We start from the raw sequence: 25,265 nt of genomic DNA on the forward strand, positions 1-25,265 counted from the left end.
CGTACGCGTTGGCGACGAAATCGAAATCGTCGGTATCCGTGACACGCAAAAAACCACCTGTACGGGTGTAGAGATGTTCCGTAAACTGCTTGACGAAGGTCGTGCAGGCGAAAACTGTGGCGTACTACTACGTGGTACTAAGCGTGAAGACGTACAACGTGGCCAAGTACTAGCTAAGCCAGGTTCAATCACTCCTCATACCAAGTTTGACGCTGAAGTATATGTGTTGAGCAAAGAAGAGGGTGGTCGTCACACACCATTCCTAAACGGCTATCGTCCACAGTTCTATTTCCGTACGACTGACGTAACTGGCGCAATCCAATTACAAGACGGTACTGAAATGGTTATGCCTGGTGATAACGTTGAGATGGGCGTAGAGCTTATCCACCCAATCGCTATGGACAAAGGTCTTCGCTTTGCAATTCGTGAAGGCGGCCGTACGGTAGGCGCTGGTGTTGTTGCTAACGTATTGAACTAATAGTTGACGCTGTCAGAGTAATCTGATCTTCGTTAATAATTAGTCAAAAGCCATCCTCGAAAGAGGGTGGCTTTTTTGTGGGTGTGGTTTGCTAAATCACAGAAGTGCTAATCAATTTAGTATTTATTAAAATAAGGTCTGTATGTTTAAAAATTTAAAGCAATAAATCTATCTCAGATTTTGACTTCTATTTTTGATTTTAAACAGAATTTTCTGACTTTTATTCATTAAAATAATGATTCATTGTATTAAGCAAATAAAATATCGTCTTAAAACTTGCATTCTTAGTAAAACCTTGTATAATTATCAGCCTTAACACCCCTAGGCGATTGGCTCAATTGGTAGAGCATCGGTCTCCAAAACCGAGGGTTGTAGGTTCGAGTCCTACATCGCCTGCCATCTTCTTATCACATCTTTGTCATACCCCACCATCTCCGAAGTGAGTTCTTTATGAGCAATAATCAAGATAACCTCGAGACTAAGTTATCTGATGCCAAGGCAGTTGCTGGTGGAATGCTGTCCAAAGATAAGCATATTTCAGCGGGTAATCAAACGACTGCTGTTGAGATTGCTAAGACGGGTTCAGTAAAAGATGTGATTTTGTGGCTACTAGCCGCAGTTGTTTTAATTGGTGCAACGTTAGTTAATCAATATCTGCCCGGCTATTGGCAACCTGCCAATGACCTTTGGGTACGTATTGGTATTATCGTTGCGCTTTTTGTATTTGCGCTGTTATGTCTTGCAATGACGAATCAGGGCCGTGCATTTAAAACTTTATTGAAAGACGCTGCTGTAGAACTACGCCGCGTTACTTGGCCTGGCAAAGACGAAACCTTCCAATATACATGGCAAACGATTGTCATGATTGCGGTTGTTGGTTTATTAGTTTGGCTATTAGATAACTTTTTTAATTGGTTCGTTGGCATATTTATTGGTTAATGGCGCGTATTAGCGACTGTTTAGCCAAGATTTATGGATAACGACTTACTTATAATGATCAGGAGCGTGATATGCGTTGGTATATTGTCCAAGCATTTTCAGGATATGAAAAGCAAGTACAGCGTTCATTAACTGATCGTATTAATCGTAGTGAATTCGCTGAGTTTTTCGGCGATGTATTGGTACCTACTGAAGAAGTCGTCGAAATGAAAGACGGCAAAAAACGTAAAAGTGAGCGTAAGTTCTTTCCGGGTTATGTATTGATCCAGATGGATATGAACGACAATACTTGGCACATCGTTAAAGATTGCCCACGTATTATGGGCTTCGTTGGTGGTACGCCAGAGACGCCTGCGCCGATTACGGAAGTAGAAGCTGATCGTATTCTAAACCGTTTAAATCAGACTGAAACTGACCCGCGTCCTAAGACTCTATTTGAGCCGGGCGAAGAGTTGTTGGTTATCGATGGTCCATTCACTGACTTTAAAGGGTTGGTTGAAAAAGTGGATTACGAAAAGTCTAAATTACATTTAACCGTAAACGTATTTAATCGACCGACTCAGGTTGAGCTTGAGTTTAGTAAAGTTGAGAAGCTAGATTAAATCAGCAAAAGAGTTCATCAACCGGGGAGCTGTTAGTCAATAAGGTTTATACCACATTGATTTGGCGCTATTACCCATTTAGGAGAGTATCATGGCTAAGAAGATTGATGGTTACATCAAACTGCAAGTGCCTGCAGGCAAAGCAAATCCTTCACCACCGATTGGTCCAGCATTGGGTCAAAAAGGCGTGAACATTATGGCGTTCTGTAAAGAATTTAACGCTGCGACCTCAAACCAAGAGCCGGGTTTACCGATTCCTACTGAGATCACTGTATATAGCGATAAGTCTTTTACCTTCATCATGAAGTCACCACCAGCTGCTTACCTTTTGCGTAAGGCTGCTGGTATTGCTAAAGGTTCTGGTACACCTAACACCGCTAAAGTCGGTAAAGTTGACCGTGCTCAGTTAGAAGACATCGTTAAGACTAAAGATGCAGATTTAACTGCTGCTGATCTTGATGCTGCTGTTCGTACCATCGCTGGTACTGCACGTTCAATGGGTATTACCGTGGAGGGTGTGTAAATGAGTAAACTTACTAAGCGTCAAAAAGAAATCAATAGCCGTATTGAGCACGAAAAACAATACACGATCGAAGAAGCGGTTCAAATCCTAAACGATTTGCCAGCTCTTAAATTCAAAGAGTCTATTGATATCGCTGTAAACTTGGGCGTTGACCCACGTAAATCTGATCAAGTTGTACGTGGCGCAACTAACCTACCTGCGGGTACTGGTAAAACCAAACGCGTTGCTGTATTTGCTCAAGGTGCTGCTGCTGAAGCCGCCAAAGAAGCTGGTGCTGACATCGTTGGTTTTGAAGACCTAGCAGAATCAATCAAAGCCGGTAACATGGACTTTGACGTGGTTATCGCTGCTCCTGATGCAATGCGTGTTGTTGGTCAATTAGGTACTATCTTAGGCCCACGTGGTCTAATGCCTAACCCTAAAGTCGGTACGGTTACGCCTAACGTTGCTGAAGCCGTTCTTAACGCTAAAGCTGGTCAAGCACAGTATCGTGTAGACAAAGCAGGTATTATTCACACGACTATCGGTCAAGTTGGTTTTACTGCTGAGCAAGTAATCCAGAATGCTGAAGCACTCATTTCAGATTTGAGACGTGCTAAGCCTGCTACTTCTAAAGGTACTTTCATTAAGAAAATTACCTTGTCTAGCACCATGGGTCCTGGTCTAAGTATCGATCCAGTTCCATACCGCACAGCGAAATAATTAAATATGATCTGTTATTCAACGATTTTGAATAATGGGACAAAATATTTTAAAGAATTAGGTCAGCGTAGCAAACGCTATGCTGTCTAAGACCGTAGGTAGACAGCGGTTTGGTAAAATGGATTATGACTTTTGTAGATCAAAATTCATTACATTGAGCTGCTGTTGTTAATCGATGACAGATGAAAATCTTAATTGTCCTACGCAGACGGTGGCCCACCCAGTTGTTGATAAGAGCCGATAGGGCAACCTATCACTTGATGTCATTCTGATAACGGTGCCGTAATCAGTCGTTATGAGTACATTTGTTTTTAATAAATATACTCGTAACGTGTCGTATCAAGTCAATCTTAGTTTGTGATTTAGATTACAGGATGATTGATTAGATTAAAGGAGTCAACTTATGGCATTAACGCTAGAGCAAAAACAACAAGTTGTGGCTGAAGTGTCTGAAGTTGCTGCTAATGCTTACTCAGCAGTAGCTGCCGAATATCATGGTATTGGTGTTGCAAAGCTTACTAAGCTACGCGAACAAGCCCGTGAAAAAGGCGTCGTTTTGAAAGTGGTGAAAAATACCCTAGCAAAACGTGCGTTTGAAGGCACTAAATTTGAGAGCATGTCAGACCGTATGACTGGTCCATTACTTTTGGCTTTCTCTATGGAAGATTTGGGATCTGCCGCTCGAGTCATTTTTGACTTCAGCAAAGATCACAAAGCTTTAGAGACCAAATTGGTATCAGTTGGTGGTGTTGTTTATGGTCCAGAAGAGCTAGAGCGCGTATCGAAGCTACCAACTCGCGACGAAGCAATCTCTATCTTGATGGCTACTATGAATGCACCAGTGACCAAGCTTGTCCAGACTATGAACGCAGTTCCTGGCAAGTTCGTTCGCACTGTTGCAGCAATCAAAGACGCAAAAGAAGCTGCTTAATTGCTTGTTTTAACGTAACTTTGACATCGCCGATTACACTTTATTGCCAACACTATTTGAAAATTTGGCAAGCAATCCAAGCGATTTTAAAATCAATTAATTTTTATCAGATAACGGAGAGTTCTCATGGCACTATCTAAAGATGACGTGTTAAACGCAATCGCTGAAATGTCAGTAATGGATATCGTTGAATTAATCAGCGCTATGGAAGAAAAATTCGGCGTAACAGCTGCTGTTGCTGCTGCACCTGCTGCTGCTGGTCCTGCTGCTGCTGCTGCTGAAGAAAAAGACGAGTTTGACGTAGTTCTTGCCAGCTTTGGCGAGAAGAAAGTTGGCGTAATTAAAGCCGTACGTGAAGCTACTGGTCTTGGCCTGAAAGAAGCGAAAGATTTGGTTGAAAGCGCTCCAGCTCCAATCAAAGAAGGCGTTAACAAAGCTGAAGCTGAAGAGTTGAAAAAGAAACTTGAAGAAGCTGGTGCAACTGTTGAACTAAAATAGTTTAACGGCAGTACGAAAAAAAGCTGGTAATGCCTTGCATTATCAGCTTTTTTTTACTATAATTCGTAGCTTGACCTTTTGTGTCTGCCAACAGTCGTAAGCAACAACACGGTGGATACCCATCAAAAGGACAGACGATATACATGCAAGCACACTTAGTAGTTATTGAAATCAGATAATGTGGCTAAACGTCAATAGATGTTTGGCATTTTTTTGTGTCTGCACGTTTTCTATTAACATTATCACTTATATTGACTCTGAATATTATTATTTATAAGCATTATAATTGTCCTATTTATTACTAATCAAAAACTATTGAATAAGCTTTCTAGCGTGATTTTACTGTCAGTATATAGGCTCGTAGACGGTATACATCAGCGACGATATTGATTTTGGCAGTAACCAGTTTGGATGTTAAATCGTTTATATACAATGCTAGTCGCATTTATATTTAGATAAAGCAACTGTCACTTAAGCTTTAAAAGTGACATATTGGCAACACTTTAAGATTGAAGTTTTCGCTCTGAGCAGTCATATAGGCTGACTTAAATGAAGATAGCAAGATCGTATTTAGAGTGCAAAGCAAGCACTGATTGTTAAAATAGTAATTGATACAACGCCCTAAAAAGATTAACTGTGCTTTAAAAAGAACACCTGTTTTATATTATCGTTTACGTCGCTTAGTTTGCATAGTATTTATGCACGCCAGCCGCGATTTTAATTTGTTTCCACGTTTACTGTAAGGACTCTCGATGGCATATTCTTATACTGAAAAAAAGCGTATTCGCAAAAGTTTTGCTGAATTGCCTACTGTGATGGACATTCCCTATTTGTTGTCTATCCAAGTAGATTCTTATGAGCAATTTTTGCAAGAGCATAAAAAGCCAAAAGCTCGTGAGAATACTGGCTTGCAAGCTGCATACTCTTCTATTTTCCCAATTGAGAGTCACTCTGGTAACGCAGAGCTACAATTCGTTGAATACTATTTAGGTACGCCTGAATTTGATGAGCGTGAGTGTATCTTACGTGGTTCGACATTTGCTGCGCCTATGCGTGTCAAAATTCGCTTAATCATCAAAGACAAAGACAGCAAAGATAAAGACAGCAAAGCGGCTATTAAAGATATCCGTGAGCAAAGCGTCTATATGGGCGAGATGCCATTAATGACCGCTAACGGTACCTTTATTATTAACGGTACTGAGCGTGTAATTGTATCTCAATTACATCGTTCACCTGGTGTGTTCTTTGACCATGATAAAGGTAAGTCGCACTCAAGTGGTAAGGTGCTTTATAACGCGCGTATCATTCCTTACCGTGGTTCATGGTTAGATTTTGAGTTTGATGCAAAAGACTTGGTTTTTGCTCGTATTGACCGTCGTCGTAAGTTATTGGCGTCTATTATTCTACGTGCTTTAGGCTTAAGTACTTCTGAGATCTTAGATTTATTCTTTGATAAAGTGCGAGTGTATAAAGGCGAAGAGCAGTTCGAGATTGATCTGGTTGCGGATCGCTTACGTGGCGAGATGGCACAGTTTGATATCGTGACACCTGCAGGCGACGTGGTTGTTGAGCAGGGCAAACGTATTAATGCTCGCCGTATCCGTCAGCTTGAAGAAGCGGGTATGACGAAAATCTCGATTCCTGATGAATACTTATATGAGCGCATTTTAGCCGAAGACATCATCGTTAATGATGAAGTTATTGCTCGTGCTAACACGCTGATTGACCATGAATTATTGGTTAAATTAAGTGCGTTTGAAGCCAGTGAATCTATCAAAGAATTTAGTATTCTGTTTACCAACGATATCGACCAAGGTAGTTACATTGCCGATACGCTACGTGCTGATAGCACGTCAAGCCGTGAAGAAGCTTTGATTGAAATTTATAAAGTCATGCGCCCAGGTGAGCCACCAACGGTTGAAACTGCTGAGAAACTTTTTGACAGCATGTTCTTTAACGCGGATCGTTATGACTTATCGAATGTCGGTCGTATGAAGTTTAACCGTCGTTTAGGTCTTGATTTTGTAGATACCGATGACGCTGATATTCAGCGTGAACGTAGCGTATTGACCAATGCCGATATCGTTAACGTTCTAAAAGAGCTTATCGAGATTCGTAATGGTCGCGGTGAAGTCGATGATATTGACCATTTAGGTAACCGTCGCATTCGTTCAGTAGGCGAGATGGCAGAAAACCAATTCCGTGTTGGTCTAGTACGTGTTGAGCGTGCGGTTAAAGAGCGTTTAAGCTCAGCAGAATCTGATAACTTATCGCCACAAGATTTGATTAACTCAAAACCTGTTGCTGCTGCGGTTAAAGAATTCTTTGGCTCAAGCCAGTTATCGCAGTTTATGGATCAGAATAATCCATTGTCTGAAGTCACGCATAAACGCCGTGTGTCTGCATTAGGACCCGGTGGTCTGACCCGTGAGCGTGCAGGCTTTGAAGTACGTGACGTACATGATACCCATTATGGTCGCGTATGTCCGATTGAGACTCCTGAAGGTCCAAACATTGGTTTGATTAACTCATTAGCGACTTTTGCTAAAACCAACAGCTTTGGCTTTTTGGAAACACCTTATCGCCGTGTAGTTGATGGTAAAGTAACGGACGTTATTGAATATCTGTCAGCGATTGAAGAAGTCGGTACGGTCATTGCACAGGCTGATTCACCAGTAACTGCCGATGGCGCGTTATCTGATGAAATGGTTAGTGTACGTAGCTATGGTGAATTCGTCCGTATGCCGCCAGAAAAAGTGACGCATATGGATGTGTCGCCAAGTCAGGTTGTATCTGTAGCCGCTGGTCTGATTCCATTCCTAGAGCATGATGATGCTAACCGAGCGCTTATGGGCTCGAACATGCAGCGTCAGGCCGTTCCTACGCTACGTGCTGATAAGCCATTAGTAGGTACCGGTATGGAGCGTCACGTTGCTCGTGACTCTGGCGTTTGTGTTATTGCTAAGCGCGGCGGTGTGATCGAAGACGTTGATGCCTCACGTGTTGTGGTTCGTGTAAATGAAGATGAGATGATTGCTGGTGAAGCCGGTATTGATATCTATAACTTAGTTAAATATACGCGTTCTAACCAAAACACTTGTATCAACCAACGTATTATCGTTAACCAAGGCGATGCTATTGCTGTAGGTGATATTTTGGCCGATGGTCCGTCAACGGATCTTGGTGAGTTGGCATTGGGTCAGAACATCCGCATCGCATTTATGCCGTGGAATGGTTACAACTTCGAAGATTCAATCTTGCTGTCTGAAAAAGTAGTTAAAGAAGATCGTTTCACCACTATTCATATCCAAGAATTGACTTGTGTGGCTCGTGATACCAAGCTTGGAACCGAAGAGATTACTGCGGATATTCCAAACGTTGGCGAAGCAGCTCTATCAAGTCTCGATGAAGCTGGTATCGTTTATATCGGTGCTGAAGTTGATGCTGGTGATATTCTAGTTGGTAAAGTGACGCCAAAAGGTGAAACGCAACTAACGCCAGAAGAGAAATTGCTCCGGGCTATCTTTGGTGAAAAAGCGGCTGATGTGAAAGATACGTCGCTACGTGTTCCAACATCAAGCAAAGGTACGGTTATTGACGTTCAAGTCTTTACCCGTGATGGCGTTGAAAAAGATGCACGTGCAAGAGCGATTGAAAAATCACAGCTTGATAGCTACCGTAAAGATTTAAAAGAAGAGTTACGTATCTTTGAAGAAGCGGCTCGTGGTCGTATTGGTAATCTATTAGATGGTCAAAAAGTCAGTGGTGGTTCAGGTCTAAAAGCCGGTACAGTGATGGCATTGGCTGATATGAAAGATATGAGCCTTGAGACGTTGCTTGACATCCAGCCTGTTGAAGAAGAAATCTCTGAGCGTCTAACGCAAATCGCTGAGTATTTGGTTGATAAGCAAAAAGATATCGATGTGAAGTTTGCTGAGAAAAAACGCAAACTAACCGCTGGTGATGACTTACAACATGGCGTACAAAAAATCGTTAAGGTATATCTAGCGGTTAAGCGTCGTATTCAGCCAGGTGATAAAATGGCTGGTCGTCATGGTAACAAAGGTGTTGTCTCGCGCATTATGCCAGTCGAAGATATGCCTTATGATGAAAATGGTAATACCGTCGACATCGTCTTGAACCCGCTTGGTGTACCGTCTCGTATGAACATCGGTCAGGTCCTAGAAACGCATTTGGGTATGGCGGCAAAAGGCTTGGGCGAGAAGATCGATGGTATGCTTAAATCGCAAGCAGCGATCAAAGACTTACGTGACTTCTTAGACAAAATTTATAACCAAGTCGGCGGTGAGCAAGTTGATCTTGATAGCTTGAGTGATGATGACATCATGGCGCTAGCAGACAACTTGCGTGCTGGTGTTCCAATGGGCACAGCAGTGTTTGACGGCGCAAGAGAAAGCCAAGTTAAAGATCTGTTAGAGCTTGCTGGTATGGATCGCGATGGTCAACAGACGTTGTATGATGGTCGTACTGGTCAGAAGTTTGACCGTAAAGTAACGGTCGGTTATATGTATATGCTTAAACTTAACCATTTGGTCGATGACAAAATGCATGCGCGTTCAACAGGTTCTTACTCACTAGTGACGCAGCAGCCACTCGGCGGTAAAGCTCAGTTTGGTGGTCAGCGCTTCGGTGAGATGGAAGTCTGGGCACTAGAGGCTTACGGCGCGACATATACGCTACAAGAGATGCTGACTGTGAAGTCGGATGACGTTGAAGGCCGTACGCGTATGTACAAAAACATCGTCGATGGTGAGCAATATATGGATCCAGGTATGCCTGAATCGTTTAACGTATTGACCAAAGAAATCAAATCACTGGGTATCAATATTGAGTTAAAACAAAGCAACTAAATCCGTTGTTTAACTTAGTTGTCAACTAAAGGCAGTATGCTCATTGCTGCTGCTTTTAGTAATTTGTCTCAACCCTATTCATTGCCTTCATTCATCGTGGCCGCGCTCATAATACGCTGTCAGATGATTATAAAGATAACGGAGAAGCAACTTGAAAGATTTACTCGATATCATGCAAAGCCCTACCAGCAATGGTAACCATGAGTTTGATAGCATCCAAATTACCTTGGCATCGCCTGACGTTATTAAGTCATGGTCGCATGGTGAAGTAAAAAAACCTGAAACCATTAACTATCGTACGTTCAAACCTGAACGTGATGGTCTTTTTTGTGCCAAAATTTTTGGTCCAGTAAAAGACTTTGAATGTTTATGTGGTAAATACAAGCGTCGTAAGTTCCAAGGCGTTATCTGTGAAAAATGTGGCGTTGAAGTCACGACCGCTAAAGTTCGTCGTGACCGCATGGGTCATATCGATTTAGCGAGCCCTGTTGCGCATATTTGGTTCTTAAAATCATTGCCAAGCCGTATCGGTCTATTGCTAGATATGACACTTCGTGATATCGAACGCGTTTTGTATTTTGAAAGCTACATCGTGACTGAGCCAGGTCTGACCTCTTTAGAGAAGTATCAGCTGCTTGATGACGAAGATTATTATAAAGCCCTTGAAGAATTTGGTGATGAATTCACTGCCAAAATGGGTGCGGAAGCGGTTCAAGACCTTTTAAAAGATATCGATTTAGATTTAGAGATTGATGAGCTGCGTGAAGCGATTCCGCAAACGGGTTCTGAAACCAAGCTTAAAAAGATGTCTAAGCGTCTTAAATTATTAGAAGCATTCCGTGATTCTAATAACAAGCCTGAGTGGATGGTAATGAATATCTTACCAGTACTACCACCAGATTTGCGTCCGCTAGTACCACTAGAAGGCGGTCGTTTCGCAACATCAGATTTGAACGATTTATATCGCCGCGTTATTAACCGTAATAACCGTTTAAAGCGTCTGCTTGAGTTAAGTGCTCCTGATATCATCGTACGTAACGAAAAACGTATGTTGCAAGAATCAGTAGATGCCTTGCTTGATAACGGTCGCCGCGGTAGAGCTATTACTGGTAGTAACAAGCGTCCATTGAAGTCTTTGGCTGATATGATCAAAGGTAAGCAAGGTCGTTTCCGTCAAAACTTACTAGGTAAACGTGTTGATTATTCTGGTCGTTCGGTGATCGTTGTTGGTCCAACCCTACGTCTACATCAGTGTGGTCTACCAAAGAAAATGGCACTAGAGCTATTTAAGCCATTTACTTACAACAAACTATTGTCTCATGGTTTGGCGACGACGATTAAAGCTGCCAAAAAGATGGTAGAGCGTGAAGAGCCACAAGTGTGGGATATGCTGGCCATGGTTATCCGTGAGCATCCAGTGCTTCTTAACCGTGCACCAACGCTTCACCGTTTGGGTCTACAGGCATTTGAGCCAGTACTAATCGAAGGTAAAGCGATTCAGCTCCATCCTCTAGTTTGTACCGCATTCAACGCCGATTTTGATGGTGACCAAATGGCCGTTCACGTGCCATTGACGCTAGAAGCTCAGCTTGAATCTCGTGCGCTGATGATGTCGACCAACAACATCTTGTCTCCTGCGAACGGTGAGCCAATCATCGTACCATCACAGGATGTTGTATTGGGCTTGTATTACATCAGTCGCTCGTCAGTAAATGCTAAAGGCGAGGGCATGATTTTTGCCACCGTTAATGAAGCATTGCGTGCAATTGGTTCAAACGATTTACATGTTAACGCCAAGATTAAAGTACGCGTTACTGAAACGCATATTGATGATGATGGCAATCGTACTAAAGAGACGAGTATCAAAGATACCGTTGCTGGTCGTTTGTTAATCTGGAACATCATGCCTGTGGGTATGTCGTTTGACGAATGTAATGAAGAGATGACTAAGAAGAATATCTCTAAACTGATCAACTCTTGCTACCGTAAAGTGGGCGTAAAAGAAAGTGTTATGTTTGCTGACCAATTGATGTATCTTGGTTTTGCACAAGCGACACTATCTGGTGTGTCTATCGGTATCGATGACATGGTTATTCCACCACTGAAAAAGCAAATCATCGAAGTTGCTGAAGCTGAAGTGCGTGAAATTGAAGACCAGTTTGAGCAAGGCTTTGTAACGGCTGGTGAGCGTTATAATAAAGTGGTCGATATTTGGTCACGTACCAATGACAAAGTCGCTAAAGCGATGATGGACAACTTAGCGACTGATAAAATTATCAACGCCAAAGGTGAAGAAGAAGAGCAGAAGTCATTTAACTCTATCTTTATCATGTCAGATTCTGGTGCTCGTGGTAGTGCCGCACAGATTCGTCAGCTTGCTGGTATGCGTGGTTTGATGGCTAAGCCAGATGGCTCAATCATTGAAACACCAATTAAAGCGAATTTCCGTGAAGGTTTGACCGTACTTCAGTACTTTATCTCAACGCATGGTGCGCGTAAAGGTCTTGCGGATACGGCATTGAAAACAGCTAACTCAGGTTACTTGACGCGTCGTTTGGTTGACGTAGCCCAAGATTTGGTTATTACCAGTGATGACTGTGGTACTGAGCAAGGTTTGCTCATGAAGCCACATATCCAAGGTGGTGAAATCATTGAGAAGTTGGGCGAGCTAGTACTAGGTCGTGTAACGGCACGTGATGTCACTTATAACGATAATGCTGAAAAAATCTTGATTCCAGCGGGTACGTTGATCGATGAGCATTGGGTTAAAGTACTAGATAACAATGCAATCGATGATATCTGGGTACGTTCAGTGATTACTTGTAATATCGAACATGGCGTTTGTTCACAGTGCTATGGTCGTGACCTTGCTCGTGGTCATAAAGTGAATATCGGCGAGTCTGTTGGTGTTATGGCGGCGCAGTCTATCGGTGAGCCTGGTACTCAGTTGACCATGCGTACTTTCCACGTTGGTGGAGCGGCAAGTTCTGCTTCTGTGGACAACAGCATTTCAGTCCGTAGTGCTGGTCAAGCGCATTTTGAAAACATGAAGACCGTACAGCATACCGATGGTCATTTGGTTATCGTATCGCGTTCAGCTGAAATCGCCTTGACCGATGAGCTTGGTCGTGAGCGTGAGCGCTATAAAGTACCTTATGGTTCAAGCGTTCTTGTGAAAAATGAAGACCAAGTTGAAGGCGGTCAAACCATCGCTAAGTGGGATCCGCACACGCATCCTATTATTACAGAATTCGCGGGTACCGCACGTTTCAGTGAAATCACTGATGGCTTAACGGCTACAGTAAAAGTTGATGACGCGACTGGTATGAGCTCGTTTGAGATTCTAGCTACTCGAGATCGTTCAAGCTCAGCAAAAGACTTACGTCCGGCGATTATCTTGAACACAGACGAAGGTAAAGAAGTCGTTTACTTCTTACCTGCTGAAACCATCATTCGCGTTAGCGACGGTGAGAAAGTTGCAGCCGGTTCGATTCTAGGTCGTGTACCACAAGCGTCTTCAGGTACCAAAGATATTACCGGTGGTCTGCCACGTGTAGCTGATTTATTCGAAGCACGTCGTCCAAAAGATCACGCTATCATGGCTGAAATGACGGGTGTTGTTAGCTTTGGTAAAGAAACTAAAGGTAAGAACCGCTTTATCATTACCAATGAAGATGGCGAGATTCATGAAGAGCTGATCCCGAAATGGCGTCAGATTAACGTTTTCGAAAACGAAACCGTTGCTCGTGGTGAGGTTATTGCTGATGGTCCACAGAATCCGCATGATATCTTACGTCTGAAGGGACAAACTGCGCTTGCTGATTATATCGTCAACGAAGTACAGGACGTTTATCGTCTGCAGGGTGTAAAAATCAATGATAAGCACATCGAAGTTATTATTCGTCAGATGTTGCGTAAAGTTGAGATTACTGATGGCGGCGATTCAAACCACTTTAAAGGTGATCAAGTAGAATATGCTGATATCAAAGCACTGAATGCCAAGCTGGAAGCGGAAGATAAATTCCCAGTGCAGTTTGAGCGTCAATTACTTGGTATTACCAAAGCAAGCTTGGCAACCGAAAGCTTTATCTCAGCCGCATCGTTCCAGGAAACGACTCGTGTCCTAACGGCTGCTGCGGTCACTGGTAAAGTGGATGAATTACGTGGTCTGAAAGAAAACGTAGTCGTTGGTCGCTTGATTCCAGCTGGTACTGGTCTTGCTTATCATAAAGCTCGTAAAGAAAAAGCAGAGCAAAAACTGCAAGATAAAGACTTAAATGCGGCGTTTGATATGTCAGCAACGACTGATGCGACAGACTTTGCAAGCTTCGATGAAGCCTTTGCTCAAGAATTGAATCAAGGTAATCATTAAGCTAGATAGCGTTTAGTTATTTGAATAAATAAAAAAGCCAGCCTAAGTTGCTGGCTTTTTTTGCTTTAAAATTCCATCACAACAAGTTTTTTCTTGGGAAATGATGAGATAAAATAGTACACTGCATAACTTAAATAGTCAGAGATTTTGGCTCTAGTATTCATAAGTATTCATAAGTATTTATAAGTATTTATAAGTATTCATAAGTATTCATAATTTCCGATTATTTTTAGCAGTACTCACTAAAAAGGATAAGCGCATGGCAGATAAAACTCGCGTTGCCAAATATCAAGCTGACCGTACCAATCAAAAGCTATATTTTTGCCGCCTTGCCTGTCAAGCCGCTGCAGACACAACTGACAAGCAGTTATATCAAGCACATTGTGAGACCGCTATTTTTCATCTATACGGTACGTTTTTAGCTTTTTTACAAGAGCTTGGTCACTTTTATAATATAACGCTGACGACGCCGACATTGCTAGATATCGAAGAAGCACTGATGGAGCGTACGCAAGTATCACCTGAAGTGCAGCGTCTAAAGCAGTTACAGCAGCAAGGATTTCTGGCTGATATAGAACATGCCTATCAGCGTTGTCTATATGCCGTGATATCTGAGCATTCGGTGGATAAAGCGGCTGATGACAAAAAACAAGTGCCTGATTTGATTGTCAATGTAGTGACACTGTCCAATCAATGGTTGCCAGATGATGCGACCATACGTGAATGGCGTCAGCAGTTTTTGGAGCTGATTGATCAGCTACGTGCTGGTATGGTGGAGTTTTAGTTCTTATGGCTTAGATTATATTTTCAAAGCTTCGTTATGAGTACTTAATGATTAGCTGCTACCTTTAAGCTGAGTAGGGCATAAAATTAAATGCAATTGAAATATGCCCTATAAAAAAGGCTGGCTCAGTGTTTACTGAACCAGCCTTTTTAAATGTATCAATATAGAAAGCAGACGCTCTAAGCAGTCTATTACTCAGGCATCGCTGGCATACGTTCTACAGGCTTGACTACTAACGGTTTTGGTTTCTGCGCTGGGCTATTAGTAATACCATTATTAGCAGGTTTAACAGCGGTCGTAACTGCCGGCGTTTCAACAGGTTTTGGAGCAGGTAGCTGGCGTTTCTGAATAGACGTCTTTACTGGTTTTTCCGATTTGCCTGTATCAGTATCTTCGCCATCAAGTTCAGTGACCCCTTCATCCATCATCTCTATAATGTTTTGCTTTTGTTTCTTGGACTTGGCACGGTTATTAATAGAGACCCATTGGCTAGGCGTGTCGTTAAGTTGGGCTTTCATAAAATCCATCCAAACGGGTAGGGCTGCCACACCACCATATTCGCGACGACCCATGGTTGATGGTTGGTCAAATCCCATCCAGACGACGGTAGCATTGGTAGGATGGAAGCCTGCAAACCAAGCATCTTTCGCTTCATTGGTGGTTCCTGTCTTGCCGCCAATATCATCACGTCCCAAAGATCTTGCTTTAAACGCTGTACCACGCTGTATTACATCACGTAAGATATCCGCCATCTCATAAGCGACTTTAGGCTTTAAAATACGCGGAGCTTGTTCAGCGCGTACGTACTGTACAACAGGTGCTTTTAGGCGATCTGATTCTGGGCTGGCATCATAAATACTCAAATCAATCTTGTTACTGTCTTTAGTAAGGGTACTACTCTTGTCAGCCTCTATATCAGTTTCTGTATTTTTACTTGCCGGCGATTCTTTAGCGTCGCCTGTTTTAACGTCTTCAGCTACTTTTTTACTTTCCTCTATTTTTGCATCATATTCTTCAGTTAGTTTTTTATTGACATCGTCGAGCTGCTCATTGAAACATAGGGCACAAGCTTGCTGAGGATTGGCTTGAAATAAAAGCTTATTATTATAGTTATAAATTTGTTCAATAAAATAAGGTTGAATGCGATGCCCGCCATTGGCAAAGGTGGCGTAAGCGGTTGCCATTTGTAATGGGGTTGCTTGACCTGTACCCAACGCTAAGGACAAAGTAGTTGGCAGCTTCTCTTTATCAAGACCAAATTCATCTAATAAGTTGCGAGCGTCAGAGATGCCAATTGCTTGCAGCAAGCGAATAGATACTAGATTACGTGATAAATAAAGTCCGCGGCTTAAAGTAATATCACCTAAGAAGCGACCATCAGAGTTTTTTGGTTTCCAGTCACCTACTTGCAGCGGGCGATCCGAAACTATACTATCTGGACGATAGCCTTTTTCTAATGCTGCTGTATAGACAAGGGGTTTAATGGTAGAACCCGGTTGACGCCAGCCCTGCAGAGCACGGTTAAATTTACTATGGTTAAAATCAAAGCCACCGACCAAGGCACGAACGCCACCGGTATCAGGATTCAGAGAAACCAAACTACCTTGTATCTCAGGTATTTGACCAAGCTGCCAGCCACCACTAGCAGTCGGTATCAGGCGGATAATATCGTTCTTACTCACTATTTGGCTGGCATTACTTGGAAAATAACCAATACGATCAGCAGAGATATATTTACGTGCCCAACGCATACCAGACCAATTAACGGTCACGCTTTCTCCTGAAAGCATGGTTGCCTCAAAACTACTGGTATTCACTTTAGTCACTTTGGCTGGTGACATATTGCTATAGCGACTGAAATTCTTTAGCGGTTCATCATTTGCTTCGGCGCCGCGCCAGCCATGGCGATGCTCGTAAGCAACCAAGCCAGATAAAATTGCCTTTTCTGCATCTATTTGCGCTTGACTATCAACCGTCAAGCGTACACGCCAGCCGCCATGCATAACTTGCTCACCATAACGATCAACCAAAGCTGCGCGCGTCATTTCTGCCAAATACGGCATATTAACATCCAGCTTTTCTTGATAAAGCTTAATACCTATAGGCGCATTAATGGCTTCGTCATATTGGGTTTTGTCGATGTAACCCAATTCATGCATGCGACCAATAATCCAGTTACGGCGCGTGAGCGCACGGCTTGGATTGGCAACAGGATTGTATTTAGAGGGCGCTTTCGGCAAACCTGCAAGCATTGCCATCTCAGCAATGGTGAGATTTTCTAACGATTTACTATAATATTTTTTGGCAGCCGCACGAATACCGTAAGCGCCTTCACCTAAGTAAATTTTATTGACATAAAGGGTAAGAATATCGTTTTTACTCAGCTCGTCTTCAATCTTACGGGCTAAAAACAATTCCGTTAGTTTGCGATTTAACGTGCGATCTGAGCTTAGAAAATAGTTTTTGGCGACCTGCATGGTGATGGTCGAGCCACCTGTTTGGCTTTCATCATCCGTCACTACTTCGGTGACCGCGCGCCCTAATCCTTTAATACTAATACCGCTGTGCTGAAAAAATGAAGAATCTTCTGCTGCCAAAAAAGCATGGGTCAAGTCTTCCGGTATCTCTTCAAAGGTAATAGGCAATGATAAACGGTTGCCATATTGCCCAATCAATTTGTCATCACTACTATATATCTGTAATGGCATCTCTAAAGTTGCTGTTTTAATCTCTTGCGTACTTGGCAACGTTGGCGATAAATACATCGCCATACCATAGAAGCCAATAGGGACGGCAAGCGCTAATACAACCGCCAACGCAAGACAGGCAATGAAAAGCCCCACCAAAAAGTGAATGAGACGAACGGTGGCATTTTTTTTGGTCATAGTCAGACTTATCGATTAAGGTTTGCAACAGATAAAAAACATTATACCTTGAACAAAATAGCCAAGTAATAATAAATGTGTAAGTTAGCCTCTACAGGACATTTAAATGCTTGAATCTATCTGTTAAGTAAAGTATTGTACTAAATTATTACAAATAACTATCAGATTGTACACTTAATATAAGGTATAGAGTTTGTGAGGCTATTTACTTCTAAGAGTCGACATTTGATTGGCGTGGATATTTGTACCACCTCAGTGAAGTTGGTTGACATACAGCGCCAACAAGGCGTTTTTCACCTAAGATCTTATGGTACTGAAATATTACCTGAAGGCGTAGTCATCGACAAACTCATTGTAGACACGGAAATGGTAGGCAATACTATAGCAGGCTTGGCAAGGCGTTGCCAAGCGGCGGGTAGTAGTGCAGCCACAGCAGTCTCAGGGTCAGCGGTGATTACTAAAATCATCGATATGGATATGGTGCTAAGTGACGTTGAGCGTGAAGCTCAAATTCGTTTGGATGCTGACCAATACATACCTTATCCGTTAGAAGACGTCAATTTGGACTTTGAAGTATTGGGTCCCTCTCTTATCAATGATGACATGGTACAAGTACTGCTTGCCGCCTCTCGTTCAGAAAACGTTGACCAAAGAGTTGATGCCTTAACCTTTGGTGGTCTGCAAACCAAGATAATGGATATTGAGTCGCATGCCATTGAGCGTGCTTTTGGCTTGATGGCAGACAGTCTGCCAAACTTGCCAGATTTGGTGGCGCTGGTTGACATCGGACACAATCAAACAACATTATATGTCGCCAAAAATGGCGAGTTTATCTATAGTCGTGAGCAGTTATTTGGAGGCAGTCAGCTGACAGAAGCCATCCAAAACCGCTATGGTTTGTCTGCTGAAGAAGCTTCTATTAGTAAGCGCGAGCGTGCTCTACCTGATGATTACTATACTGATGTCTTAACACCATTTATAGAAAATACCATCCAACAAATCACTCGCTCTTTACAGTTTTATTTCTCCTCAAGTCAATATAGTAGTATCGATCATGTGGTCCTTGCTGGTGGCAGTAGCTCTATTGCGGGTCTTGCTGGTATGGCGCAGCAGCGATTGGGCGTGCCTGTGAGTATTGCAAATCCGTTCATTAATATGACTATTGCGCCGCATATCGATCATGAGCAACTGGCGATTGATGCACCCAGCTTAATGGCCGCTTGCGGTCTGGCGTTAAGGAGCTTTGACTAATGGCTCGTATTAACCTACTGCCCTGGCGAGAAGAAGAGCGTGCCCGCCGCAATAAAGAGTTTATCACCTTGGTGGTGGCAGTGACACTGTTGTCTCTGCTTGCAGCATTTGCGACGTGGAGTTATTTTAATAACGAACTTGCTGAACAATTAGATGCCAATGCACTGATTGAACAAGAAAACGCTCGCTTGGATAAAGCGTTGGTCGAGATTGATAGCTTAGAGCAGCGCCGTGAAGATATCATCTCACGTATGCAAGTTATTCAAGACTTGCAAGGTCGACGTCCTGTACCTGTACGTCTATGGGATGATCTTGCTAAAGCCATTCCGCCAGCGCTTTATTTGAATAATCTAAAACGTGAAGGGGATGTATTAACATTGACAGGTCTTGCTGACAATCCAAACGTGGTATCAAGCTTGATCCGCAATCTTGATAGCAGTAAGTGGATGGGCGATTCAGCCGTAAGCAATATTCAGCAAAACATTACCGCTTATCAAGCAGCCCCTGTTTTGGAAAATACGGTCACTACGCCAGGTGAACAACCGCGTCCTATTTATCCTGAAGACAGCTATGTGCAGTTTGTAATCACGACTAAAGTACAGTCTGAAACTGCCGTGCCTGTAGAAGGTGCTGATGGCGCTATTGTACCTGGAGGTGAGTTATGAAACTGACCCGTAAAAAAACCCGCATTAAACTCAAAAAGACGGTGATAAGACAAAGAAAACAGTTTGATTTAAATGAGTTTCGCCGCAGTTTTGAGTCATTGGATTCTGAAAACTATGGCAGTTGGCCGCTCGCTGTTAAAGTCACCGTCATTGGTTTTATTATTGCTTTGATTGCTGCTTTGTCATGGGCATTACCAATCAGCAGTAAAATTGATGAAATTACAGCAGCAGAAAGCCAACAACAAACCTTGCTCGATAGCTACCGTGAAAAAGAATCGCGCGCGCGCCATCTGCAAGCTTATCAAGCTCAAGTGATTCAAATGGAAGCGGAGTTTAATACTTTGCTTGACCAGCTACCAAAAGATACCCGTGTATCAGAATTGGTTGAGGGTATCAATATGACGGGCGTGGGCAGTAATATACGTTTTCAGGATATCTCTGTTGAGCCTGAAATTGAAAATGAATTCTTTATTGAGCAGCCTATTCGTATTGCAGCGTTGGGTGACTACCATCAATTTGGTAGCTTTATCAGTGGTTTGGCAGCTTTACCAAGGATTATCACCATGCACGACTTCGAAGTCAGTAATCCGCAGCCAACCTTGGATGTTTTACCCGAGCTGAATTTGGTATTGCAAACCAAAACCTATCGCTCAAAAGAAGCTGTCCCTGAAGGTGATGCAGCGGCGGCTGAAGCTGTACCCACCGATGCTGCTGCAGGAGGCAACTAATGACTAGCCACAAACTGCCTAAGTTAAGGTTATTGCTGTTAAGCGCTACTGTTTTATCTCTAGCGGGTTGTACGGATCGTATCGGTTTAGCAGAACAGGCAATGGCTGATATCCGTAACCAGCCTGCGCAGCCGATTGAGCCTCCTCCTCAGGCCGAGCTGGTAGAAGATTTTGTCTATAGCGCCAGTGCGCAGCGTAGTCCATTTTTGCCACCGAGTTTAGTGAATGTACAAGGTCCGACCACTTTTACTGATGGGGTACGCCCTGATATAACACGAGTCAAAGAACCGCTTGAACAGTACGAGCTGACACAACTGATTTTTCGCGGTGTGGTTATCTCGCCTGAAGGTCAACAGTATGCTTTAGTACAGCGTCCTGATGGCTCAGTTGCTAGTGTTAGAGTGGGTAATTATCTTGGATTGAATGACGGTCGTATTGTTGAAATCACACCGACTCAGATTAACTTGATTGAAATTGTGCCAGACAGCCGTGCTGGGTTTGTTGAAAAACCCCAGTCACTGGTGTCCCCTATAAGCTAAGTCGGCAGATTTTTTGAGGAATAAATAATGACAGTACGCAATAACAAGGTAATGACGATGAGCAACCGCGTATCTTCTACTTTTGCCATCTCTGCATTGGCAATGAGTATGGTAGCTGTAAGTAGCAGTGCCCATGCCGAGCAGCGCATCAACACTGTCTCTGTGGTGCAGACTGCGCCAGCCGTAACGCAAATGCGTTTAGGGTTTTCAGGTGCGCCAGTATTACCAGCCGCTTATCAGCTCGACAATCCTAGCCGTTTGGTGCTGGATTTTGAACAGGTGCAAAACGGTCTTGCTAGTCGCTTTAAAGAATATAATATCGGTATGGTCAATGAGGTCACTACCTTAAATAGTGACAATACCACCCGTCTTATCGTTGGGCTAAAAAAGACGGGCAACTATACCACCGCGATTGATGGCAATGAATTATTGCTGACGATTACGGACCCTAATCGTCCAGTGATTGCTCCGGTGGTCACGAAAGTCATTACCAACGACCCTGTACAAGATGTCCTAAATGGCAATTCGGCTATTACTACCACGGCTGTGGTTACGCCCATTGTTGAAACCAGTAGCGTTGCTGTTGCGCCTATTAGAACCACGGTGACAAAAAGCCAAGTACCTGCTGACACCATGGTCGTACGTGTCAACCCTTTATTAAGCCCACAACTTGCCTCTGCACAAGTCAGCAAGCAGTATAGCTATGATGGGCTAAGCGCTGTGAATTTTTCAGCAGGGAATGATGGCGGTGGTAACGTTAGTATCTCACTTGCCAATGAAGCTATTCCTGTAGACGTTCAGCGTCAAGGTAATAAGCTGGTTGTGCGTTTGACAGGCAGTACCGTACCTAGAAATCTGCTACGTCGCTTGAATGTTAATGGTGGTTTGGTAGACAGTATTGATACTAAAAACCAAGGTCAAAATGGTGTTATTACCATCAATATGAAAGACGATTTTGAATACCAAGCCTATCAATCAGGCAGTCAGCTAAATATTGGTATCAGACGACCTGAGCTGCTACGTGAGCCGACGCTTGAAGAAAAAGTCTATACTGGTGCAGCGCTATCTATGGAGTTTCAAGATGTTGAGATTCGTAGTGTCCTAGATATCTTAGCGCAGTTTACAGAGATGAATATCGTTGCTAGTGATTCGGTCGCCGGTAATATTACCTTGCGCCTTATCAACGTACCTTGGGATCAAGCACTTGATATCATTCTTAAAAGTAAAAATTTGGGCAAACGTGAAAACGGTAACGTAATTTTGGTTGCGCCTTCAACTGAACTTGCTGAACAAGAAGCACGTGAGCTTGAAGCACAGCAAGCAGTTGAGTCTTATGCACCGTTACGTACTGAATATATCCGTCTAAGCTACGCAAAAGCGGCAGATGTCCTAACCCTGATCTCTCAAGGTAGTGGTGGCGCCTCTGGCGGTAGCAATACTGGTAGCGCCAATGCTAATACTAACGATAGCAATAGCTTGCTCTCTAATCGTGGGACGGTAACAGTCGATGAGCGCACCAATACTTTGATTGTTAAAGATGTGGCAGCCAGCATTGAAAATATCCATAAGCTGATTGGTAAAATCGACATTCCTGTCCGTCAAGTCATGATTGAAGCGCGTATCGTCAGTGCGACTGATAGCTTTAGTAAAGAGATTGGAGTGCGTTGGGGTATCTTGTCGAATGGCGCTGCCAATAACCGCAACTTGTTGGTCGGTGGCAGTAACCAAACTTTATGGGACTTAAAAGATTTTGATGTGCAGACCACGACTATTAATGGTCAGACCGTCTCTTATCCTAAATACGATATTACTCGTCCTGACAATCTAAACGTTGATTTAGGCGTTGATAATCCAGCAGGTCGTATTGCCTTTGGTCTGCTAGGTATTTCTGATTTTATGCTCGATCTTGAGTTGTCAGCCATGCAAGCAGACAACCGCGGTGAAGTGATTTCTACGCCAAAGATTTTGACCTCTGATAAGCAAACGGCAAAAGTATCTTCTGGTACGCAGATTCCTTATCAAGAAGCATCAGCAAGTGGCGCGACTACTACTAGCTTTAAAGAAGCTGCTTTAAGTTTGGAAGCCACGCCAAATATTACTCCAGATGGTAAGATTGGTTTGCAGCTGCTAATCACCAATGGCACACCGACCATTATTAACAATCAGGTTGCCATCGCTGAAGACTCGATTTCTACCAACGTTATTGTTGAAGATGGTCAAACCATTGTATTGGGCGGCGTCTTTAAAAACCGTACTAATAATGGCGTCGATAAAGTACCTTTCTTAGGCGATTTGCCTTATATCGGTCGTGCCTTCCGTAAAGACGTGCGCAGCAATACCAAAGAAGAGCTGCTGATATTTATCACGCCGAAACTGATCAATGATGGTATTAGTCGCTTAGATTAGTCAGATTTTAGTTGGTTTTGAGTCATAAAAAGCAAGCCTTAGTGCTTGCTTTTTTAATGGTTGATTTTTAGGCTGGCAAGGATTTTACTAACAATAATCACAGCTCATTACTAGCCAGAATATCAATGACGTTGTATCATACCTAATTTAGCTGAGTGAGTACTATGGTTGAGGAATTACCGTCGGTATTTTTGGTAGGGCCGATGGGAGCAGGGAAGACCACAATCGGCAGATTACTGGCAAAGCAGCTCGGGCGCTCGTTTGTAGACAGCGATTGGTATATCGAATCGCAGACCGGTGCCGATATCGCTTGGATATTTGCCAAAGAAGGTGAAGCGGGCTTTCGCGAACGGGAAACGCGTGCAATCGATGAGCTAACACAGCAACCGCAAATTGTTTTAGCGACTGGTGGCGGTGCTGTGATGGCAGCTGAAAATCGTGAGTATTTAAAGCAGCGCGGTATCGTTATTTATCTCAATGCGCCTGTCGATGTACAAATGGCTCGTACTGCGAAAGACAAATCGCGTCCTTTATTACAGCAGCCAAACCCCAGAAAAATACTGCAAGGTTTATATAGCGCGCGCGATCCATTGTACAGGGAAGTAGCGCATATCATTATGCCAACAGGACATACGTATCCACGGCACATGGTCAATCAATTATTACAGCAGCTTAACTCATTTTGTATCTCTACGTCTGTCGATTCAGAGCCTGAAAAAGACTGATGTCAAAAAATGACTAGTATGACCAATATTATCGAATACCTATTTAGTTAAATTTTACTCGTAAGAATTAAGGAGATTTTCATGGCAACGCCACTGTTTCATGCTCACTTGACAGTACATACGCAAAGTCATGACTATCCAATCGTCATTACTGAAAACGCAATAGCAGAAAATAGCAGTATGGCTAGCCAAATTGTCCCTTATGTTACGGGTCAGCAGGTATTGATTGTTACCAATGACACTATTGCACCGATTTATCTGCAGGCCTTACAGAAGCCGTTAGAAGCTCAATTTACCGTGCAGGTGTGCGTGCTACCAGATGGTGAACAATATAAGAGCCAGTCGAGTATCAATCAGATTTATGACGTGCTGATGGCAGCGCATTTTAATCGTGATGTGACTTTGATTGCGCTTGGTGGTGGTGTCATTGGTGATATGACGGGATTTGCAGCGGCAAGCTTTATGCGCGGCGTCAATTTTATTCAGATACCAACCACCTTGCTGTCTCAAGTGGATTCAAGTGTCGGCGGCAAAACCGGTATCAATCATCCGCAAGGCAAAAACATGATTGGCGCATTCTGGCAGCCGCAAATGGTATTGGCAGATATGAGCACACTCAAAACCCTGCCAGCGCGCGAGCTGTCAGCAGGGCTTGCTGAAGTTATTAAATATGCGCTGATTATGGATGCCGAGTTCTTGACCTGGCTTGAGCACAATCTGCCTGCAATGATGGCTTTAGATCTAGCGGTACTGGGTGAAGCGGTCAAGCGCTGCTGCCAGTACAAAGCTGATGTTGTCGCCCAAGATGAAAGAGAGTCAGGTGTACGTGCTTTATTAAATTTTGGTCATACGTTTGGTCATATAATTGAAACTCATGAAGGTTATGGTAGTTGGCTACATGGTGAGGCAGTCGCTGCGGGCATGGTACAAGCGGCTGAGCTGTCGCAAAAAATCGGCTGGTTAACGAGCGATGAGGTTGCTCGTGTTAAGCGCATATTGTCATTAGCCAATTTACCGATCACGCCGCCGCCTATTGAAGTTCAGACCGCTTTGGACTTAATGGGGCATGATAAAAAAGTGAAACACGGACAAATCCGCCTTATTTTGTTAAAATCATTGGGTGAAGCAGTATTAACCAATGATTTTGACCCGCATCTGCTCACCGATGTGCTAGCCACGCATGCACCGTAAGCTATAAAAGAACATACATTATAAATGGCTATGAGCAGTTAATTGTTTTCAATATAGAAATAGCACGGTACTAAAAGCGATTCTCGTTTATTTTGAAGTGAGTATAGAGCGCTTGGTTTTATCTGTATAATTTTTATGACCCTATCCTAAGCATATCTTTACCAAGGACACCTCC

Annotated in this window: 18 protein-coding genes and 1 tRNA gene; 18 read left to right on the forward strand and 1 reads right to left on the reverse strand. The window is 43.2% G+C overall.

The features are described 5' to 3' along the window. From FQ082_RS02715 to FQ082_RS02765, 11 genes are all read left to right on the forward strand, one after another. On the forward strand, positions 1 to 478 hold a 478-nt coding region (locus FQ082_RS02715), incomplete at its 5' end, for an EF-Tu/IF-2/RF-3 family GTPase (RefSeq protein WP_262498135.1). 323 nt (positions 479 to 801) lie between these two features. After that, positions 802 to 877 (forward strand) — tRNA-Trp (locus tag FQ082_RS02720). Positions 878 to 928: 51 nt separating this feature from the next. Continuing rightward, entirely contained in the window at positions 929 to 1,417 is a 489-nt protein-coding gene (secE, locus tag FQ082_RS02725; protein WP_020444319.1) for a preprotein translocase subunit SecE, read from the forward strand. A gap of 71 nt (positions 1,418 to 1,488) precedes the next feature. Then, complete coding sequence (gene nusG / locus FQ082_RS02730; protein ID WP_011514494.1) at positions 1,489 to 2,019, forward strand: transcription termination/antitermination protein NusG; 531 nt, start codon at positions 1,489 to 1,491, stop codon at positions 2,017 to 2,019. Positions 2,020 to 2,110: 91 nt separating this feature from the next. Then, positions 2,111 to 2,542 carry a 50S ribosomal protein L11 gene (rplK, locus tag FQ082_RS02735; RefSeq protein ID WP_010201717.1) on the forward strand — a complete coding sequence of 144 codons (432 nt, stop codon included), beginning with the start codon at positions 2,111 to 2,113 and terminating at the stop codon, positions 2,540 to 2,542. Continuing rightward, positions 2,543 to 3,244, forward strand: coding sequence for a 50S ribosomal protein L1 (gene rplA / locus FQ082_RS02740; protein WP_011514493.1), 702 nt, complete (start codon positions 2,543 to 2,545; stop codon positions 3,242 to 3,244). Between the two features lie 403 nt (positions 3,245 to 3,647). Next, complete coding sequence (gene rplJ / locus FQ082_RS02745; protein WP_011514492.1) at positions 3,648 to 4,175, forward strand: 50S ribosomal protein L10; 528 nt, start codon at positions 3,648 to 3,650, stop codon at positions 4,173 to 4,175. Positions 4,176 to 4,301: 126 nt separating this feature from the next. Continuing rightward, positions 4,302 to 4,673 carry a 50S ribosomal protein L7/L12 gene (gene rplL, locus FQ082_RS02750; protein WP_011514491.1) on the forward strand — a complete coding sequence of 124 codons (372 nt, stop codon included), beginning with the start codon at positions 4,302 to 4,304 and terminating at the stop codon, positions 4,671 to 4,673. Between the two features lie 752 nt (positions 4,674 to 5,425). Beyond that, positions 5,426 to 9,544: a DNA-directed RNA polymerase subunit beta gene (rpoB, locus tag FQ082_RS02755; protein ID WP_011514490.1), complete on the forward strand. Its 4,119-nt coding sequence runs from the start codon at positions 5,426 to 5,428 to the stop codon at positions 9,542 to 9,544. Between the two features lie 151 nt (positions 9,545 to 9,695). Then, positions 9,696 to 13,916, forward strand: coding sequence for a DNA-directed RNA polymerase subunit beta' (gene rpoC, locus FQ082_RS02760; RefSeq protein WP_041753252.1), 4,221 nt, complete (start codon positions 9,696 to 9,698; stop codon positions 13,914 to 13,916). Positions 13,917 to 14,175: 259 nt separating this feature from the next. Further along, a complete protein-coding gene (locus FQ082_RS02765) occupies positions 14,176 to 14,700 on the forward strand; it encodes a DUF6586 family protein (RefSeq protein ID WP_149491958.1) in 525 nt (174 codons plus the stop codon). 191 nt (positions 14,701 to 14,891) lie between these two features. Here FQ082_RS02765 and FQ082_RS02770 read toward each other — a convergent pair whose 3' ends face one another. After that, positions 14,892 to 17,585 (reverse strand): penicillin-binding protein 1A, encoded by a 2,694-nt coding sequence (locus FQ082_RS02770; protein ID WP_149491959.1) that lies wholly within the window; start codon positions 17,583 to 17,585, stop codon positions 14,892 to 14,894. Positions 17,586 to 17,780: 195 nt separating this feature from the next. On the opposite strand from FQ082_RS02770, the gene pilM reads away from it, so the two are divergent. From pilM to aroB, 7 genes are all read left to right on the forward strand, one after another. Further along, positions 17,781 to 18,836 (forward strand): type IV pilus assembly protein PilM, encoded by a 1,056-nt coding sequence (gene pilM, locus FQ082_RS02775; protein WP_149491960.1) that lies wholly within the window; start codon positions 17,781 to 17,783, stop codon positions 18,834 to 18,836. Further along, entirely contained in the window at positions 18,836 to 19,501 is a 666-nt protein-coding gene (locus FQ082_RS02780; RefSeq protein WP_133104811.1) for a PilN domain-containing protein, read from the forward strand. Before pilM ends, FQ082_RS02780 begins: the two co-directional genes overlap by 1 nt. Further along, the gene (locus FQ082_RS02785) at positions 19,498 to 20,229 is read left to right on the forward strand and encodes a type 4a pilus biogenesis protein PilO (RefSeq protein WP_149491961.1); all 732 of its coding nucleotides are present in this window, start codon (positions 19,498 to 19,500) and stop codon (positions 20,227 to 20,229) included. Before FQ082_RS02780 ends, FQ082_RS02785 begins: the two co-directional genes overlap by 4 nt. After that, entirely contained in the window at positions 20,229 to 20,768 is a 540-nt protein-coding gene (locus FQ082_RS02790; protein ID WP_149491962.1) for a pilus assembly protein PilP, read from the forward strand. Before FQ082_RS02785 ends, FQ082_RS02790 begins: the two co-directional genes overlap by 1 nt. A gap of 27 nt (positions 20,769 to 20,795) precedes the next feature. Further along, positions 20,796 to 23,174 carry a type IV pilus secretin PilQ gene (gene pilQ, locus FQ082_RS02795; protein ID WP_149491963.1) on the forward strand — a complete coding sequence of 793 codons (2,379 nt, stop codon included), beginning with the start codon at positions 20,796 to 20,798 and terminating at the stop codon, positions 23,172 to 23,174. A 164-nt stretch (positions 23,175 to 23,338) separates the two neighbouring features. Then, the gene (aroK, locus tag FQ082_RS02800; RefSeq protein ID WP_011514481.1) at positions 23,339 to 23,899 is read left to right on the forward strand and encodes a shikimate kinase AroK; all 561 of its coding nucleotides are present in this window, start codon (positions 23,339 to 23,341) and stop codon (positions 23,897 to 23,899) included. Between the two features lie 81 nt (positions 23,900 to 23,980). Then, complete coding sequence (gene aroB, locus FQ082_RS02805) at positions 23,981 to 25,090, forward strand: 3-dehydroquinate synthase (RefSeq protein ID WP_149491964.1); 1,110 nt, start codon at positions 23,981 to 23,983, stop codon at positions 25,088 to 25,090. The last annotated feature ends 175 nt before the right edge of the window (positions 25,091 to 25,265 follow it).

The organism is Psychrobacter sp. ANT_H56B, from assembly GCF_008369245.1.
Lineage (GTDB): Bacteria > Pseudomonadota > Gammaproteobacteria > Pseudomonadales > Moraxellaceae > Psychrobacter > Psychrobacter cryohalolentis.